This is a genomic window from Arthrobacter alpinus, assembly GCF_001294625.1.
Lineage (GTDB): Bacteria > Actinomycetota > Actinomycetes > Actinomycetales > Micrococcaceae > Specibacter > Specibacter alpinus_A.
Window position 1 is genome coordinate 1,412,301 of sequence record NZ_CP012677.1, and the last position, 16,488, is coordinate 1,428,788.

14 protein-coding genes are annotated in these 16,488 nt (G+C 66.0%); 8 read left to right on the forward strand and 6 right to left on the reverse strand.

The window, feature by feature from the left end:
- Positions 1–196 precede the first annotated feature (196 nt).
- The 5 genes from AOC05_RS20060 to AOC05_RS06280 form a co-directional block, all read right to left on the reverse strand.
- Positions 197–502, reverse strand: a complete 306-nt coding sequence (locus tag AOC05_RS20060; RefSeq protein ID WP_062006493.1) for a hypothetical protein — start codon at positions 500–502, stop codon at positions 197–199.
- An 89-nt stretch (positions 503–591) separates the two neighbouring features.
- Positions 592–1,602, reverse strand: coding sequence for an alkene reductase (locus AOC05_RS06265; protein WP_230085661.1), 1,011 nt, complete (start codon positions 1,600–1,602; stop codon positions 592–594).
- Between the two features lie 239 nt (positions 1,603–1,841).
- Positions 1,842–3,737, reverse strand: coding sequence for a DUF222 domain-containing protein (locus AOC05_RS06270; protein WP_062006495.1), 1,896 nt, complete (start codon positions 3,735–3,737; stop codon positions 1,842–1,844).
- A 127-nt stretch (positions 3,738–3,864) separates the two neighbouring features.
- A complete protein-coding gene (locus tag AOC05_RS06275; protein ID WP_062006496.1) occupies positions 3,865–5,280 on the reverse strand; it encodes a mycothione reductase in 1,416 nt (471 codons plus the stop codon).
- The gene (locus tag AOC05_RS06280) at positions 5,277–6,524 is read right to left on the reverse strand and encodes a YihY/virulence factor BrkB family protein (protein WP_062006497.1); all 1,248 of its coding nucleotides are present in this window, start codon (positions 6,522–6,524) and stop codon (positions 5,277–5,279) included. Before AOC05_RS06280 ends, AOC05_RS06275 begins: the two co-directional genes overlap by 4 nt.
- A gap of 191 nt (positions 6,525–6,715) precedes the next feature.
- Here AOC05_RS06280 and AOC05_RS06285 point away from each other — a divergent pair, with 191 nt between their 5' ends.
- The gene (locus AOC05_RS06285; protein WP_062006498.1) at positions 6,716–7,657 is read left to right on the forward strand and encodes an alpha/beta hydrolase; all 942 of its coding nucleotides are present in this window, start codon (positions 6,716–6,718) and stop codon (positions 7,655–7,657) included.
- Positions 7,658–7,849: 192 nt separating this feature from the next.
- Complete coding sequence (locus AOC05_RS06290) at positions 7,850–8,731, forward strand: alpha/beta fold hydrolase (RefSeq protein ID WP_062009441.1); 882 nt, start codon at positions 7,850–7,852, stop codon at positions 8,729–8,731.
- A 14-nt stretch (positions 8,732–8,745) separates the two neighbouring features.
- Here AOC05_RS06290 and AOC05_RS06295 read toward each other — a convergent pair whose 3' ends face one another.
- The gene (locus AOC05_RS06295) at positions 8,746–9,507 is read right to left on the reverse strand and encodes a glycosyltransferase family A protein (protein ID WP_231687189.1); all 762 of its coding nucleotides are present in this window, start codon (positions 9,505–9,507) and stop codon (positions 8,746–8,748) included.
- A gap of 132 nt (positions 9,508–9,639) precedes the next feature.
- On the opposite strand from AOC05_RS06295, the gene AOC05_RS06300 reads away from it, so the two are divergent.
- Genes AOC05_RS06300 through hrpB form a run of 6 tightly spaced genes read left to right on the forward strand, consistent with a single transcriptional unit; the run spans position 9,640 to position 16,478 of the window.
- Positions 9,640–10,887 carry a LolA family protein gene (locus AOC05_RS06300; protein WP_082357805.1) on the forward strand — a complete coding sequence of 416 codons (1,248 nt, stop codon included), beginning with the start codon at positions 9,640–9,642 and terminating at the stop codon, positions 10,885–10,887.
- Positions 10,884–11,828, forward strand: coding sequence for an ABC transporter ATP-binding protein (locus AOC05_RS06305; protein ID WP_062006501.1), 945 nt, complete (start codon positions 10,884–10,886; stop codon positions 11,826–11,828). Before AOC05_RS06300 ends, AOC05_RS06305 begins: the two co-directional genes overlap by 4 nt.
- Positions 11,812–12,714 (forward strand): ABC transporter permease, encoded by a 903-nt coding sequence (locus AOC05_RS06310; RefSeq protein ID WP_420480378.1) that lies wholly within the window; start codon positions 11,812–11,814, stop codon positions 12,712–12,714. Before AOC05_RS06305 ends, AOC05_RS06310 begins: the two co-directional genes overlap by 17 nt.
- Positions 12,715–12,759: 45 nt before the next feature.
- On the forward strand, positions 12,760–13,467 hold the full coding sequence (locus AOC05_RS06315) for an MBL fold metallo-hydrolase (RefSeq protein ID WP_062006502.1): 708 nt from the start codon (positions 12,760–12,762) through the stop codon (positions 13,465–13,467).
- A 24-nt stretch (positions 13,468–13,491) separates the two neighbouring features.
- Positions 13,492–13,815 (forward strand): putative quinol monooxygenase, encoded by a 324-nt coding sequence (locus AOC05_RS06320; RefSeq protein ID WP_062006503.1) that lies wholly within the window; start codon positions 13,492–13,494, stop codon positions 13,813–13,815.
- A gap of 2 nt (positions 13,816–13,817) precedes the next feature.
- The gene (hrpB, locus tag AOC05_RS06325; protein WP_062006504.1) at positions 13,818–16,478 is read left to right on the forward strand and encodes an ATP-dependent helicase HrpB; all 2,661 of its coding nucleotides are present in this window, start codon (positions 13,818–13,820) and stop codon (positions 16,476–16,478) included.
- The last annotated feature ends 10 nt before the right edge of the window (positions 16,479–16,488 follow it).

Here is a 16,488-nt window from a genome sequence, read left to right on the forward strand (position 1 = left end):
CGGAACCGCGCCAATGCCGGCGTCGAGCCTGGGGTAGAAGAAGAAGGGGACCGAGTACTTGTCCGCCCACGCAATCCTGCAGCAAACGCGTCACGAAGCCGTAGTCGGCCGGTGAGCCCACTCCCTACGTTCGCACCTCGGGCAGGTCCAGGGCCACACTGATGGCAGTCAGCAACAAACGTCCCGTATCCGCCACCTACCCGGCCCACGCCGATGCCGTCCGTTCAAGTTCTGGGTAGGAGGCCAGCCACTCGTTGTGTCCTTGCCGGCGCCAGTAAAGTCTTTCCGCTGGGACCACCGGCACCGCTGGCACCACCGGCACCGCCGGGACTCTGTCCGCTGGCACGGCGGAGGCGGGGTCGCGGTGGAACTGTGCGGAGGTGTGTTTGCCCAGGGCCAGGCGTTCTTCCAGCAGCAGCGCGAAAAAGCCTGCCACAGAGTCGAGGAGGTCTTGCGCCTGGCCCGGTACTGCCCCGTATTTGATGATCCGGAAGAAGCCCACGTTGTGTGCGGCGTCCCTCAGAATGTCGATGAAGTCGTTGCTTCGCGACAGGGCCGGGTGTGGCTCTCCCGCGGAGCACAGGCCAACTGCTAGTTCTTCCAGAAGGGGTAATCCGTGTACCCCACGGCCCCTTCCGTGTAGAACGTTGCATGGTCTGGTTCGTTCAGGGGCAGGTCCTGCTCCCACCGGTGCGCCAGATCAGGGTTGGCGAGGGCCGGGCGCCCTACCACCACGGCGTCTGCCCAGCCCATCACGGCCTGCGCGTCCTTGAGACTGGTGATCGTGCCAAAGCCGGTGTTGATCAGGACCGGGCCGCCAAAGCGGTTGCACAAGTGCTGGACCAGTACGCCTGACGGTTCCTTATGCAGGATACTCAGCCCTGCCAACCCCAGCGGTGCAATCCCGTCGGCAAGGGCCGAGTACGTCTCCAGCGTGTCGGTGGGGTCGGTTTCAAGGGCGCCTTGGACATTGTGTTCAGGGGAGATGCGCAACCACGTCCTGCCAGCGCCAATCGCCTCCACCACGGCGGCTGTGGTTTCGATGACGAAGCGGGCTCGGTTCGCGGGACTGCCACCATAGGCGTCGTCGCGCTGATTGGAGGACGGGGCAAGGAATTCATGCAGCAGGTATCCATTGGCACCGTGCAGTTCGACGCCGTCGAATCCGGCCGCGATCGCGTTGCGTGACCCTTGGACAAATTCCTCAATGATCTCTGGCAGTTCCGCCAGATCAAGTGCCCGAGGCACCGGATAAGGCAGCTTTCCGGCGTAGGTCCGGGTGAATCCGTCAATGGCAAGGGCGCTGGGAGCGAGAACTGTACGTCCACCATTTGTCTCTTGGTGGGTGACACGGCCCGAGTGCATGACCTGGGCGATAATGAGCCCGCCGTCGGCATGCACCGCGTCAGTAACCCTCTTCCAACCGGCAATCTGGGCTTCGGTTACCAGCCCGGGCTGCCTGACGAAGGCCTGCCCGGCAAAGCTGGGGTAAGTGCCTTCGGAAACGAGCATCCCCATGGATGCCCGCTGCCTGTAGTACTCGACCACGATGTCCCCGGGAACGCCGTCCAATCCGGAGCGCGAGCGGGTGAGCGGGGCCATGACCAGGCGGTTTGGCAGGGTTAGTTCGCCAAGGGTGACGGGGGAAAACAAATTCAAGGAGATCTCCAAAAGAACAGGGGTTGGTATTTACTTTTTGTCAACGCCCGGAGAGCGCTGAGCTATTCCCTGCCGCGTGTCGCCTGGGTGCCTGGCCCGTGGTGAAAGGGCCCTCGGGTGGCTGGTCTGTGCTTGGAGGGCTTGCCTGGGTGCCGGGCCTGTGTTGTGGGGGAGGGTGCTTGCTAGATGGGTGCGTTTTGTTCGTTGTCGGGGTGGTTGTGGAGGTATTCGCGTCCGGTGGGGGTGGTGGTTTTGGTGGCACCGTTTTCGGCTGGTTCTACGTTCCAGCCGGTGGTGGGCTCGTCTTTGAGGCGGTGGCAGTAGATGGAGCGTGGGCGGAGGTTCTCGGTGCTGGTTTGGCCTTTGGGCAGGGCGGTGCCGTTGAGGGTGTACCGGGTTTGGTGGAACGGGATGGTGTGGTCGATCTGGCAGTTCCGGGCCGGGGTGTCGCACCCGATTCCGGTACAGACAGGGTCCCGGAGACGGACGAGCCTGACCATGTCCGCGGGTGGTTTGTAAGCGGTGCGCCCGATACTGACGATGGTGCCTTTTTCGGGGTCGGTGAGGATCCGGTGCCAGGAGCTGGCCCCGGCGGCGAGTTCTCTGGCCTGATCGGCCGGGATGGGACCGTACCCGTCGAGATGGCCGGGCTCCTCCGAGGTGTTCAGCAGAGTCAGGAACGGGATAGTGACGTTGACCTTAGCCGGGATACGAGGAGTAAACCGTGGCTCCGGAACCGACCCACCACCGGGCAGCCCATTCCCTGCCAGCCCATTGCCGCTCAGCCCATTGCCGCTCAGCCCGGTGGTGGTGTGGGGTGCTGGCTGGTCTGGTGCTGGATGGTCTGGGGTGGGGTTGTTACAGGAGCAGTCAGTGCAGCTGGTGGCGGGGTGGAGGAAGGCTTGATGGATCAGGTCCAGGAAGCAATCGGCGAGGTAGTTATCATAGCTACGGGAGGGCCGCCCGGTCGGGGTCAAAGCGGTGGAGGGTTCCCCATCCTGTTGGGCCTGTCTGGCCCAGGCTTCTAAGGACTGGAACAAGGCCAGGGCTGGTGTGGCGGGCAGGATCGCACCGAGTTGGGCCATCCCGTCGGGCAGGGGCGTGAACCAGACCCGGCGCTGGATCCGGGCCCGCTCGTGCCGGACCGCCAACGGTTCAGGGTTGAAGCGTTCGGCCAGGCGCCGGATCTTACGGGTCAGCCCGGCCGGGTTCATCCGGGCCGCCCCGGGCAAAAACAGTGGCTCCAGCACCAAGAAGAGCTCCTCGGGGACGTTCTCCAGGCCCCGGTGGATGGCCCGGATCCGCAACCCGTCCAGCAGACCCTGCCGGTGCAGGGCCAAGGTCGCCGGGAGCGCGGTCAGGGTCGCGGCGTCATCGAGTCGATGCTCGGCGGCGCCCCGCCCGATCGCGTATACCGCCATCAGTTCCCCGGCAGCCCACAACGACACCCCGCCGCGTTCCCGGACCGGTTCATCGGCCAGAGGCGGACGACGGGTAGCAAACACGGCCACCGCCTCGGCTTCCCTGGCCTGAGCGAAAGCGGCCAAACGGTTCGCCGCATGCATGAAGTCCAACACCTCGTTATCGGCCAGCCCGGCCGGATCCAGAACCTCCAACGCCTCGGCCCCCGCAGCAGGGGTCCACACCACACCGGCAGGGTTGTCCTTCCTGGGCGCCTTAGGAAGGTCCGGAACCGAAGCCCGCACCACCGCCACCGCAGCATCCGCACCCACACCAGAGAGCGACACAGGCAACAGTGCCCCAACCCCCAGCCCCGGTACAGGCGCGGCAGGCAAGAACTGGGCCGCCCATTCCTCCGCACTGATCTCCCGCGACGGGCCGATCCACGTGACATTGCGCATCTGCGGGTCATCGGCAAAAGGATCACTGGCAATCAGCCGGGCCAGCGCAGCACCATCCCCATCCACCACAGCATCCACAGCAACACCGAAAGAATCATGGCCGGAAAAATCGCCGCCAACAATCCCCTCCGGCCCAAAGCCGGGGTCCTGATCCAAAAACGCCTGCCCGGAAGGGGTGGAAACTCTCTTGCTACCGGACCGATCAACGGTGCCCATACACCAATTTTAGACCTAAATACGCCAGCAAGGAAGTACTATAGAACAAATATTCTAATAATATTTCTTATCCTGCCAGGCGTTGACAATGCAGGTGCGGAGGCAGGAACCGCGCCTGTCTGACTGGCTATTGTTCGGTCGGCTCCGGCAGCCCGAGTAGTGCATTTTCCACGAGTTCACTCAGCGCAGGGTGGATCCAGTACTGGCCGCGGGCGACGTCGAGGGCCCGTTGCCCAAACGACATGGCATGGATCAGCGGTTGGATCACGGTGGCCGCCTCCGGCCCAATGACATGTGCGCCCAAGAGGAGTCCGGTGGTGGGATCTGCCAGTACCTTTAGAAAATGGACGGTGTCCTCCCGAGCCCATCCGGCAGCGATGTCGGCATATTTTTGGACCTTGACGGCATAAGGGCGCTGCGCCTCGATGGCCTGTTCCTCGGTGAGTCCTACCGATGCAATCTGGGGATCGGCGAAGACCGCTGCCGGGATGAACCGGTGGTCTGCGGTCATCATCTCGTCGGGGTGTAGGAGATTGTGTTTGACCACCCGGGCCTCATGGTTGGCCACGTGTTTGAGCTGGTGGGCGCTGGATAGGTCACCCAGCGCAAAGATCCCCTCTACCGAGGTGCGTTGGTAATCATCCACCCGCACCCGCCCGTCGCCGTGGACTTCCACCCCGGCTGCGGCCATCCCCAGCGCGTCGCTGTTGGGGCGCCTACCGGTGGCAACCAGCAACAGCTCGGCCTCAATCGTCCCCGGACCATTGGGTCCCTTGACCTCAAGCACGACGCCGGAGCGCCCGTCCCCGGAGCTGCTCGTGACACCTTCCAGGGTCGTCTCAAGCAGCACCTCATAACGCGAGGCGGCCTCCCGGGTGAACTGTTCGGAGAGGTCGCCGTCCAGTTGGCGCAGCATGGCCGGACCGCGGACTAACTGGGTGACGGCGACACCAAATGAGGAAAAGATGTGGGCAAACTCGGCGGCGATGAAACCACCGCCAAGAATGGCGATGTTATCGGGCAGGCGGTCAATGCGCATGATGGTGTCGGAGGTGTGGAACGGCACGGCACCACTGGTGAGCCCGGCAATCTCGGGGACGACGGCGTGTGACCCGGCCGCCAGCACAAACCTTTCGCCGGTGATCACCTGGGTGCCGCCGTCGTGCATGCTAATGGTGAGTCTCTTGTGCGAAATGAAACGCCCGTGGCCGGCAAAAACTGTGATGTTCTGGCATTCCGGACTCTTGCGGTAGGCGCGTCCGGCAGCCTCGATGGCGTCGATTCGGCCAAAGACCCGGTCTCGGATGCCTGGCCAGTCGACGGCGTCGAGGTGCGAAGAGACGCCCAGACTCCTTCCGTGCCTGGCGGCGTCAGCGAGTTCGGCGGGGTGGACGAACATCTTGGTGGGGATGCAGCCCACGTTCAGGCATGTCCCGCCAAAGAGGTTGTCCTCCACGATGGCAATGCTCAGGTGTTCCAGTTCGGGGCCCGGGATGGAGTTGCCGGAGCCTGTGCCAATGATGACGAGGTCAAAGTGGTTCAAGGGTGCTCCTTTGCTGGCGCGGTGTGGGGCTGCTTGTTCCGGCGTCTGCGTGCCACCGCAAGGGCGGCCAGGGCGGCGCCTGCTCCGGCGGTCCACCAGAGCAGGCGCCGTTCGGGCGCGGCTGTGGGTTCGGCGGGAGGCGGGGCTGTCTGGCGGCGGAGCTTCCTACCCTCAGCGATGAGCTGGCGCTCCTTTTCGCGCTTCTTCACGCTTGCGGAGAGGCCCCGCGGGGGAAGCTGCACCTGGGCCTCGGCCTTGATGCCGGCCCGCAATTCGCGGCTCCGTTCCACCTCGGCGTCCACTTCCGCGCCCAGAAGCAGGCTCAGGTTCATGATCCACAGCCATAGCAGCAGCACGATCATCCCCGCGATAGTGCCGTAGGTCTTCTCATACTTGGGAGAGTTGGCAACGTAGATGCCAAAACCGGCAGAAGCAATGACCAAAGACACCAGGGCCACGCATGCACCGACGCTGATCCAGCGGAACCTGGGAGGCTTGACGTTGGGGGTGAAGTGGTACAGGACGGCGATGAGGACCACGGCAAGGATGCCGACGACCGGCCACTTAGCGATTTCCCAGACCATGACTGCCGCATCCCCCAGACCCAGTGCGTCACCCACGACGCGGGCGATGGGCCCGGATATCACCAGGAGCAAAGCGATGGCCGCGACAATGAGGACAGCGAGCAAGGTGACAAGGAGCAGGGCCGGGCGCAGTTTCCACACGGGCCGGCCCTCGGTGGTGCCATAGATCCTGTTCAGGGAGCGGCTGAAGGCGCCAACATATCCAGAAGCGGACCAGAGCGCCGTCACGAGTCCCAGGGCAAACGTCCACCCGGCCGCAGAGGAGCGGCTCAATTGCTCCACGGGCACCCTAATGGTCTCCACCACCGAGCTGTCGGTGAGCTTGCCGGCCAAGTCGAGCATGGCGGCGGTGGTTTGTTCCGCCTGGCCCACCAGCCCCACGATCGAGACCAAGGCCAAGATGGCAGGAAACAGGGACAGGATGCCGTAGTAGGTGAGCGTGGCTGCCATGTCCGTGCAAGCATCGGCGCTGAACTTGGCCACAGACCGTTTCAACACGTACTTCCAGGAGATGGCGGCCCGCTCCGCCGCCTCAGCCGTTGGCGGCAGGCCCTGAGGAACGTGCAGGCGCTCCAGTGCCAGCACGTGTTCCTGGGTAGAAGGCGGGTCTTGGCCGGCTGCCGTGCCGGCACGTGTCGTGGATTTCTCCTGCGTGCTCATCCATTGACCCTATCCGATGTGGTGTTCGGCCACCTGGTGCCGCAGCCGTTTCACAGGGGCATCTCAGTTCCCCGGCGTAGTCTTGCGCCATGGTTGAGCAGGGACGTACGCCGTCCAGATCGGTGTTTTCCTTGGGCCGCCTCGTAAGAAGCGTGTTGAGCCGAGTGCCCGTGTGGGTGTGGCGGTTTCTTATGCATGCCGTCAGCCGCGGCGAACTGCGCCGCTTCAACGTCGATCCCATCAGCGGTGTGCGCTACTGGCATGACATTGACTTTGTGGGCGACCAGATCCGCTGGCACCGGCTGGATGTTATGACCCCGGCGGGAGCCACCGGGCATGGAAACCGTTTGCCCGTCTACGTCTATTTTCATGGTGGCGGCTGGACGTCGGGGGACAAAGCTTCCGTGACCAAGTACTGTGCCGCGCAGGCCGCCGGCGGGGTGGTCGTCATCAACGTCAACTACCGGATGGCACCCCATTTTCACCTGGGCCATGTGCTGGAGGACGCCAACGCCGCACTAAAGTGGGTCGGCGAGAATATTGGTGACTACGGCGGAGACTCGCAGCGGATAGTGTTGGGCGGCGACTCGGCCGGCGGCCAGATTGCCGCCCTCATGGTCGCTGCCACCTACCAGCATGAACTAGCCGAGCACTACTCCATCACGTCAGCTCTGGACGCCAGCCAGGTGCGCGGCTTGGTGCAGCATTGCAGCATCGTGGACTTTTCGGTGTTTTTTGATAGGGGATTTGTCATGAGCCTGAATTTCATCCGCATGCTGCTTCCCCCTGAGGAGCACGAAGACGGAACCGGTGGTGGCAAGGGCAAGGTGAGGACCACGGGCAAGCAGCGGCGCTTCAAGCTGCGCGTGGCCGCCCGCTTCATGTCACCGATTGAATGGCTGGATGAACGGTGCCCGCCCGTGTTCATCACCACCTCCGAACGGGACTTCTTCTATGACTCAAATATGAACCTGATCAGGCGGCTGGATGAGCACGGGGTGCCCGTGGATTCGCTGGTCTACGGTTGGGGCAGCGCCAACACCGAACACACCTGGCAGCAAAACTTCCGCCACCCGGAATCCCAAGAGGTCTATCGGCGCCTACAATCCTTTATAACCAAGGTGGCCGCATAGCGTCAGCTCTCCGGTGCCTGTTCCGATGCCAAGCGGAGGTGCGCTGTGGTCTGTGAAGTGGCCAGAGGGAACGACGACGACGAGCCCGACCTTGGTGCGTTGGCGGGCTCGGGTGTTCCGGTGGAGCGTGCCATGGATGCCGTGTCTGGGGCCGCCGCGTCGGCGGGCTCGGATATTTCGGTGGAGCGTGCGATGGATGCTGCAGAACTGGCCGACACCCAGTTGCCCGACTTTGACTGGGCGGTGCTGCCGCCAGGCTTTGTGGCCAGCTCCTTTGCCGCCCCCAGCGGTGCACTGGCGGTCATCACCATGGGTGCCGCCGATGCGCCGCCCGTGGTGCTGGTACCGGGCGCCACCGGGTCCAAGGAAGACTTTGTGCTGATGATGCCAATTTTGGCTGCCGCCGGGTTCCATACCCTGAGTTTCGACTTGGCCGGCCAGTACGAATCGGCGGGGGCCGGGCCCGAACGCCTTGACCCGCCGCGGCCACATTATGACCTGGACTTGTTCGTCAATGACCTACTGGCGGTGCTCCGGGATCTGGAGCGGCCGGCGCACGTTGTCGGCTATTCCTTTGCCGGAACCGTGGCCGGGCTTGCCTTTGCTCGGGAGCAGTCACTTTTTGCCAGCCTGACGCTGCTCAGCTGCCCGCCACTGGCGGGCCAGAGCTTGCGCGGCGTCAGCAGGATCGGCCGCATCTCCGGCGTAGCCAACGGGAGGGTCGGGGCGGCCCTGATGATCTGGGGGATTAGGCGGAATTTCATCCCTGTCCTGCCGGGACGGCTGCGCTTTGTCGAGGATAGATTCAAACTCACCCGCAGGCAGTCGGTGCGCGACATTGTGGAGCTCATGAAGCACAACCCCGACCTCAGCATTCCCCTGGCCCAGGCGTCCCTGCCGAAACTGGTGGCTGTAGGTGAGCACGACCTCTGGCCCACCAGCCTGCACGCCGAGTTTGCCCGTTCGCTGGGCGCGGACTTTGCCGTTTACCGTTCCGGGCACAGCCCGTGCGAAACGTCCCCGCACCAGTTATGCAGGGACCTGCTGGCTCTGTTTTCGACAACTCGACCGTAAACGGCCGAAGACCGTCAGCGGGGGTTGGCGTGGGCCCATTGTCTCCGGGCGCCGCGTCGGCGCAGGGGAGGCTCGGCGCGGAACTCGTGCCGGAACGTCCCCCAGGCCATGACTAGCCTCATGCCCAAGGTTCCCCACGAGGCAAAGGGACGGGCGGAGACTGGCATGCGCAGGCCGGCGTCATACATCGCGCTCATGTCGGGTCGCAAGAGGTAGGAGACGTCCAGATCGTCGTGAAGTGCTCGATTGTCCCGGGTCACGGCGGGAGAGAGTCGGGCCCACACATCGGCGGTCATGGCATAGTTTGAGCCGAAAACCGGTGGGTGGCCCAGCAGGAATCCGACCACATGGAAGTAGCCACCAAGGTACATCGTCCGACCCAGCCAGCAGACCAGCTTGGGTCCGCCATAAAAGTCTCTGGGCCCCGTGACCAGGGACAACGGCCCGGATTCGGCCAGATCGGCTTCAACCCTGGCCAGCCAACCCGGTGCGGGCCGCGAATCGGCATCAACGCGCGCCAGGATATCGGTGCCCGCGGCGTCAAACCCGCAGGCAGATGCGCCAGCAACACCAGGTACCGGCCAGTAGATGCGGTGGACACCGGCAGCGGCACACACTGCAGCCGTGTTGTCGGTGCTCGCGTTGTCCACAACAATGATCCGGTCAGCGGGCCGTGACTGAGCAGCAAGGTGGGCGAGGCACGTTTCAAGCATCGGAGCATCGTTGCGCGAGGGGATGACGACGGCGATGGTGGTCATGGCGTCCGATTGTTCCACATTTGCATCACAATACAGCGGCACTGCTGGGAGGCTCCCAAGCGCTGACAGAAACTCGCCGATTCACGGGGTCAGCAGCCCTGGGTAGGCGTACCCTAAAGGTATGCGTTTTCCAGTCCGGGCCGCACTGCCATGAGCAGTCGCTGGCTGCGGTGGATGCCAGCGGCGGTGACGCCGGTGGTGGTTGCCGCCGCTGTGCTGGCCGGGCCGATTCAGGCTTCGGCACCTGTATCCCTGCCCACCAAGACTCCAGCGCAGGTGGTGGCGCTTGTGGCTGGCAGCGACGTCCAGGCACTCTCCGGAACGTTTGAACAAACCGTTGGCCTGGGCTTGCCACAATTGCCGGACGTGGGCCCCGGCACATCCTCCAGTTCCACCAACACTGCCACGGAGCAGCTGCTGGGCCTGCTGACGATGCCGCATACCCTCCGCGTCTACCTCGAAGGCGCAACGAACCAGCGCATGCAGGTCCTGGACACGCTCAAAGAAACTGATGTGGTGCGGCAGGGCAACACCGTGTGGACGTACGACTCGGCCACGAATTCCGCCACCTCACTGACCCTGCCAGCTGCGGCGCCAAGCGGTGCCACGCCACCCTCTGCAACCTCACCCTCTGCAACCTCGCCCAAGATGCCCGGCCACGTCGGCCCGGACGCCTTCCCGCCGGACGCCAGGGGAGCGCCGCTTCCCTTACCTGGCTCCCCAGCTGCAACGCCAGCTCAGCTGGCGGCACGGTTCCTGGCCAACATCGGCCCCTCCACGCAGGTGGCATTGGGGCCGAACACCAGTGTGGCCGGCCGCGACGCGTATGAGCTGGTCCTGAGCCCGCGCACCGCCGGCACCTTGGTGGGGAAGGTTTCGATCGCCGTCGACGCCGCCACCGGCTTGCCGCTGGGCGTCTGGGTGCAGGCCACGGGCGCCGACACGACCGCCTTCGCCGTGGCCTTCAGCACCCTGGACCTCACGGCCCCACCGGCGTCGGCGTTCACGTTCACGCCGCCACCCGGCGCCACCGTCACCAAGGCGTCCCCGCCGTCGAGCCTGCTGCCTAGGGCGATGCCTGGGACGTTGCCTGGCACCCTGCCCGGGACCGCCCAAGCACCAGCCGCCCCCACGACGTCGGGCACCGGCTGGGCCACCATCGTCACCACTGATGCCGGGACCGTCCCGGGGTCGCTACTGGCCTCGCCGGCGTTGGCCCAGGTTCTGCAAAGCGTTCCCGGAGGGCAGGCGTTGGAGACCAGCTTGTTCAGCGCACTAGTCACCACCGATGGCCGCCTGTATGCGGGGGCGGTACCGCTGGCAGCCCTTCAGCAAGCCGCACAGCAGGCAGCCGCACAGCAGGCAGCCGCACAGCAGGCAGCGGCGGCTGGCAGGTGAGCGACGGGCCCGCCATTGAAACGCATGACCTCACCAAACGCTTTGGCAAGCAGACCGCCGTCGACCGCCTGGAGCTGAGCGTCCCGGCCGGCGCCATCTTTGGGTTCCTGGGGCCCAACGGCTCCGGCAAAACCACTACCATCCGCATGCTGCTGGGGCTTGCCACAGCCAGCAGCGGCACGGCCACGGTGCTGGGACGGCTCATGCCCCGGGAACTGGACACGGTACTGCCCCGGGTCGGCGCCCTAGTGGAGGGACCGGCATTTTACCCGTTTCTTTCCGGCCGGGCCAACCTGCTGCGCCTGGACAGTGCGGACCCGCACGCCCCGGGGACGACCCGGCAGGCGCGGGTGGGGCAGGCCCTGGAGCGGGTGGGGCTGTCCGCGGCTGCGTCGAAGAAGGTGAAGGCGTACTCCTTGGGCATGAAGCAGCGGCTGGGCCTGGCCAACGCGCTGTTGCGGCCCCGCGAGCTCATGGTGCTGGATGAGCCCACCAACGGACTGGACCCGCAGGGCACCAGGGAGGTGCGTGCTCTGATTCGTTCGCTGGCCGCCGCGGGCACCACTGTTTTTCTCTCCAGCCACCTGCTGGCCGAGGTGGAACAAATCTGCTCCCACGCGGCCATCATGCGTGCCGGGACGCTGGTGGCCCAGGGGACCCTGCCAGAACTGCGGGCACAGGGCCAGGGCCGGGCCACCGTGATGACGCCCGACACCGGTGCCGCCCGGGCCGTCCTGCTTCGCCTGGGGCTGGTCCCCGACGACCGGGGCGTGGCCGGATCGGTGACGGCGGCGATGCCCCTTGGTGCTTCTTCGCCCGAGGACATTGTGGACGCCTTGGTGGAGGCCGGCGTTCGGGTGCGCGGCTTTGTGGCCGACGCCGGCAGCCTGGAGGACAGGTTCGTGGAATTGACGGGGGAGGGGTTTGACGTTGCCCAGTGACATGGCCGGCCCTGTGGGGAGGCATCCGGCATCGAAGCGAAAACTTTCGGGGAATGGACGGCCCGGGTCGCGGTCGCTGTGGCCGTTGCTGGTCTCGGAAATCTCGCTCTTGTTTCGTCGCCGCCGCACCTGGGCCATGCTGGCGGCGCTGGCCGCCGTACCGGTGCTGATAGCCGTCGCCGTGCGGCTGACGCATTCCACCACGCCGGGCCGGGGTCCGGCGTTTCTGGACAGGATCACCGGGAACGGGCTATTCGTGGTCCTGACGGCGCTGGTGCTGTGCACCCCTTTGTTCCTGCCGTTGACGGTGGGCGTCACCTCCGGGGACACCATTGCCGGGGAGGCGGGGCAGGGCACGCTGCGGTACCTCCTGGTAGCACCGGCAGGCCGTTTCCGTCTTCTCGTGGTGAAATATGTGGGCGCCGCCGTCTTCGCGGTAGCCGCAACCGCCTCCGTGGTCTTGGCCGGCACGACGGCGGGGCTGTTGTTGTTCCCGGTGGGTCCGGTGCCGCTGTTGAACGGGGACGTCGTGGGCCCGTGGGTCGCGGGGGGCCGGTTGCTGCTGGTAGGGGGTTACGTGTGCGTGTCGCTGCTGGGGCTCAGCGCCATTGGCCTGTTCATTTCCACGTTGACGGATGCGCCGGTAGCGGCTACGGCGGCGACGGTGGTGCTGGCCATCTGCGCGCAGGTGCTCGATGCCCTACCGCAGCTGGACTGGCTGCACCCGTGGCTGTTCAGCCACTACTGGCTCGGCTTCGCGGACCTGTTGCGCCAGCCCATCGAGTGGGGCTCCTTCGGTAGCAACGCCCTGCTCCAGCTGGGCTACCTTGGAGTGTTTGGGGCGCTCGCCTATGGCCGGTTCTCAACCAAGGACGTGCTGTCCTGACCGGTGCCCGAGCCTGCGCAGACCGGTGGCCACTAGGCTGGGACCATGACTGATACTTCAACGCTGCTCTACGATTTCCCCAGCTGCACCATCCGCGGGGCGGTTGTCTCGGAGATGGCGAATAACGTGTACCTGATCACTCACAAGGAGACGGGCGCGCAGATCCTCATCGACGCCGCTGACAGCATGGCGGCCATCAAGGAGTTGCTGCGCGACGGGGCGGGCGATGCGACGGTGCCGGCAAGGTTGACCACCATCGCCACCACTCACCAGCACTGGGACCATGTCCGGGCGCTCGCAGAACTGCTCGAGGTCTCCGGCGCCCAAACCGTTGCCGGGCTTCAGGACATGGCAGGCATCGAGGCCGGGACAGGGGTAAAGATCGGCCACCCGGTGGCAGACGGTGAGGTGCTCACCGATGTCGAAGGCCTGCTGCAGCTTTCCTGCGTCGGGCTGCGCGGACACACGCCCGGGTCCATCGCCTACGTGCTCCAGGATTACCGTGTCAGTGGCGAGATCATGCTGGACGTTGAGGGGGCCACCATCATCTTCAGCGGCGACTCGCTCTTCCCCGGCGGGGTGGGCAACACCGAGGGAGACCCCCAGAGGTTCGCCTCCTTGCTCGATGACGTTCAGGAACGTCTCTTTGCCCGCTACCCCGACGACGCCGTGGTGCTGCCGGGCCATGGCGCCGCAACCACCCTGGGTGCGGAGCGGGCCTCCCTGCCACTATGGCAGGACCGCGGCTGGTAGCAGCCCGTGCAATAGACTGGGGACATGTACTTCATTGTCGTAAAATTCCAGACCAAACCCGAGAGCGCCGAGCAGTTCATGGACCTGGTGGCTCCATTCACGGCCGCCACCCGCGCAGAGCCTGGCAACCTGTGGTTTGACTGGTCCCGCAGCGTGGAGGACCCCAACGAGTTTGTCCTCATTGAGGCATTCCTGGACGACGCCGCCGCCGGCACCCATGTCAACAGCACTCACTTCAAGGCCGGTCTGGAATCCATGCGCCCGGCGCTGGTGTCCACACCCAAGATCGTATCCCGCAAGGTGGACGGCGACTCCTGGGGCGAGATGGGCGAACTGCAGATCGGCTGACCATGGCCGCCCCCTGGGCCCATGGCCCCTTCTTTGAGCTGCACAGTCTTGGCGCCGGGCTGGTGTTCGCCGACTCCCTGGGTAACCTCGCCGAAGCCCTGGCCGGAAACGGTTCCTGTGGTGCGGCCGTAGTTCAGGCTCCTCCCGGCACCGGAAAAACCACATTAGTGCCGCCGCTGCTGGCCAACCTCTTGGCAGCGAACACCGGGCAAGGCCGCCGCCCCCGCATCGTCGTCACCCAGCCACGGCGGGTTGCGGTCCGGTCGGCGGCCCGCCGGCTGGCCTTCCTGGCCGGGCGCCCCCTAGGGGACACTGTGGGCTACACGGTCCGCGGGGAAAGCCACACCAGCCCCAACACCGTAGTTGAATTTCTCACCCCCGGCATCCTGCTACGGCGCCTTCTAGGCGACCCGGGGCTGGAAGGCGTAGGCGCCGTCGTGCTCGATGAAGTTCACGAGCGCGGCTTGGAAACTGATCTTCTGGTGGGCATGCTCACGGAGGTCCGCCAGCTGCGGGACGACCTGACCCTGGTGGCGATGTCCGCCACCTTGGACGCCCACCGTTTCGCCGCATTGCTGGGAACGGGCGACGGCGGGGCCCCGGTTCCCGTGGTCGACTGCCCGTCCGCGCTGTTCCCGCTGGAGACCACGTGGGCGCCGTCGGCCCTGCCGCGGTTGAATGAGCGGGGAGTGAACCTAGGCTTTCTGGACCATATGGCGGACACGGCCGCGGCCGCGCACGCCGCCGCCCTGGCAGTGGACCCCGGCGTTGACGCCCTGGTGTTCGCACCCGGGGCCTGGGAGGTGGGGCACATCGCCGCACGGCTGCGTCGCAACCACGCCGCCAGGACTGGCGGGGCCCCACCCACCGAGATCCTGGAACTCCACGGACAGGTGCCCCCGGCCGAGCAGGACAAGGCGGTGTCGGGCCGGCGCCCGGGCGGGCCGCCGCGGATCATCGTTTCCACCTCGCTGGCTGAATCCTCGCTCACGGTCCCCGGCGTGCGGCTTGTCATTGACTCGGGGCTCTCGCGTGAACCGAGGCGTGACGCAGCCCGAGGCATGCAGGGGCTGGTCACCGTTTCCTGTTCCCGGGCATCCGCGGTGCAGCGGGCGGGGCGGGCGGCCCGTCAGGGGCCTGGCACCGTGGTGCGCTGTTATGACGAAAAGTCGTTGGCGGCGGCACCTGCCAACCCAACCCCGGAGATCGCCGTCGCCGACCTGGGCGCCGCTGCCCTCACCCTAGCCTGTTGGGGCGCGCCGGGCGGCGTCGGTCTGGCATTGCCCGATGCTCCGCCACCTTCCGCGCTGGCCGATACCGTGGAGATGCTGCGCGAACTTGGTGCCGTCGCGGCGGATGGCCACGCCACGGAACTGGGTAAAACACTCTCCCGCATCCCTGCCGACCCCCGTCTGGCCAGGGCTCTCCTGGCAGGGGCCGCCGCGGTGGGTGCGCAAAAGACGGCCGAGGCCGTGGCACTGGTATCCGGGGACCACCGGGCCCCGGGGGCAGACCTGACTAAGCTGCTGACCCTGCTGCGCTCCGGCAAGGACCCTGGCTCGCGGCGCTGGAATGAGGACGTCAAACGACTGAAGGGGATTGTGGCCCGGGAATCAAGGGTTGCCCGGCAGGGAAAGCCCGTGACAGTAACTGCGGCTGGGGTGCCTTCGGAGGAGTCGGTGGGGTTCGTCGTCGCCCTGGCCTACCCTGACCGGGTGGCACGCCGCGTTCCCGGACCAGGCAGTCAGTACCTGCTCACATCGGGCACCCGGGCGGGCTTGCCCGCCGGTAGCCCGCTGTCCGGGCACGAATGGCTGGCCGTGGCGCAGGTTGCCCGCGCGCAGGGCAGGGACGCCGCCGGGACAGGGGCCGTGATCCGCTCCGCGGCACCCCTGAGCGCGGAGTCCGCCCACCAGGGCGCCGTTCACCTGGCTACCGACACCGTTACGGCGAGCTTTGCCGAGGGCAAGGTCAGCGCGCGCAGGGAACGCCGGCTCGGCGCCATCGTGCTGTCCACGACCCCCGTCAAGGCCACTGCGGACCAAGGCCGATCCGCTGTCGCCTTGGCCCTGGAAACACAGGGACTGAGCCTGCTACGGTGGTCTGCGTCCGCGGAGTCCTTGCGGCGCAGGCTTGCCTTGGTGCACCGGGAGCTGGGGGCGCCCTGGCCTGATGTCAGTGATGCGGGCCTCCTGGGGTGCCTTCAGGAGTGGCTGGCCCCCGAGCTTGAGGTGATCGCCGCGGGCAAGCCTGCCGGATCGGTGGACCTCACTGAGCCCTTGCGCCGGCTGTTGCCCTGGCCCGAAGCCAGCCGGCTCGGCGAGCTGGTGCCCGAGCGTCTGGCGGTGCCCAGCGGGTCCCAGGTGCGCCTTGGCTACCCCGACCCGGGCGACGACGCCGGCCTGCCGGTTGTCGCGGTCAAATTGCAGGAGTGCTTTGGTTGGGCGCAGACACCCCGGCTGGTCAATGGCCAGGTTCCCATCCTGTTCCACCTGCTCTCACCGGCGGGGCGTCCACTGGCCGTCACCGGCGACCTTGCCTCGTTCTGGGCCGGCCCCTACGCCCAGGTGCGGGCCGAGATGCGTGGGCGCTATCCCAAACATCCCTGGCCCGAGGATCCATGGACGGTGAAGGCCACCGCCAGGGTCAAGTCAAAGATGTAGGGCAGTGGGC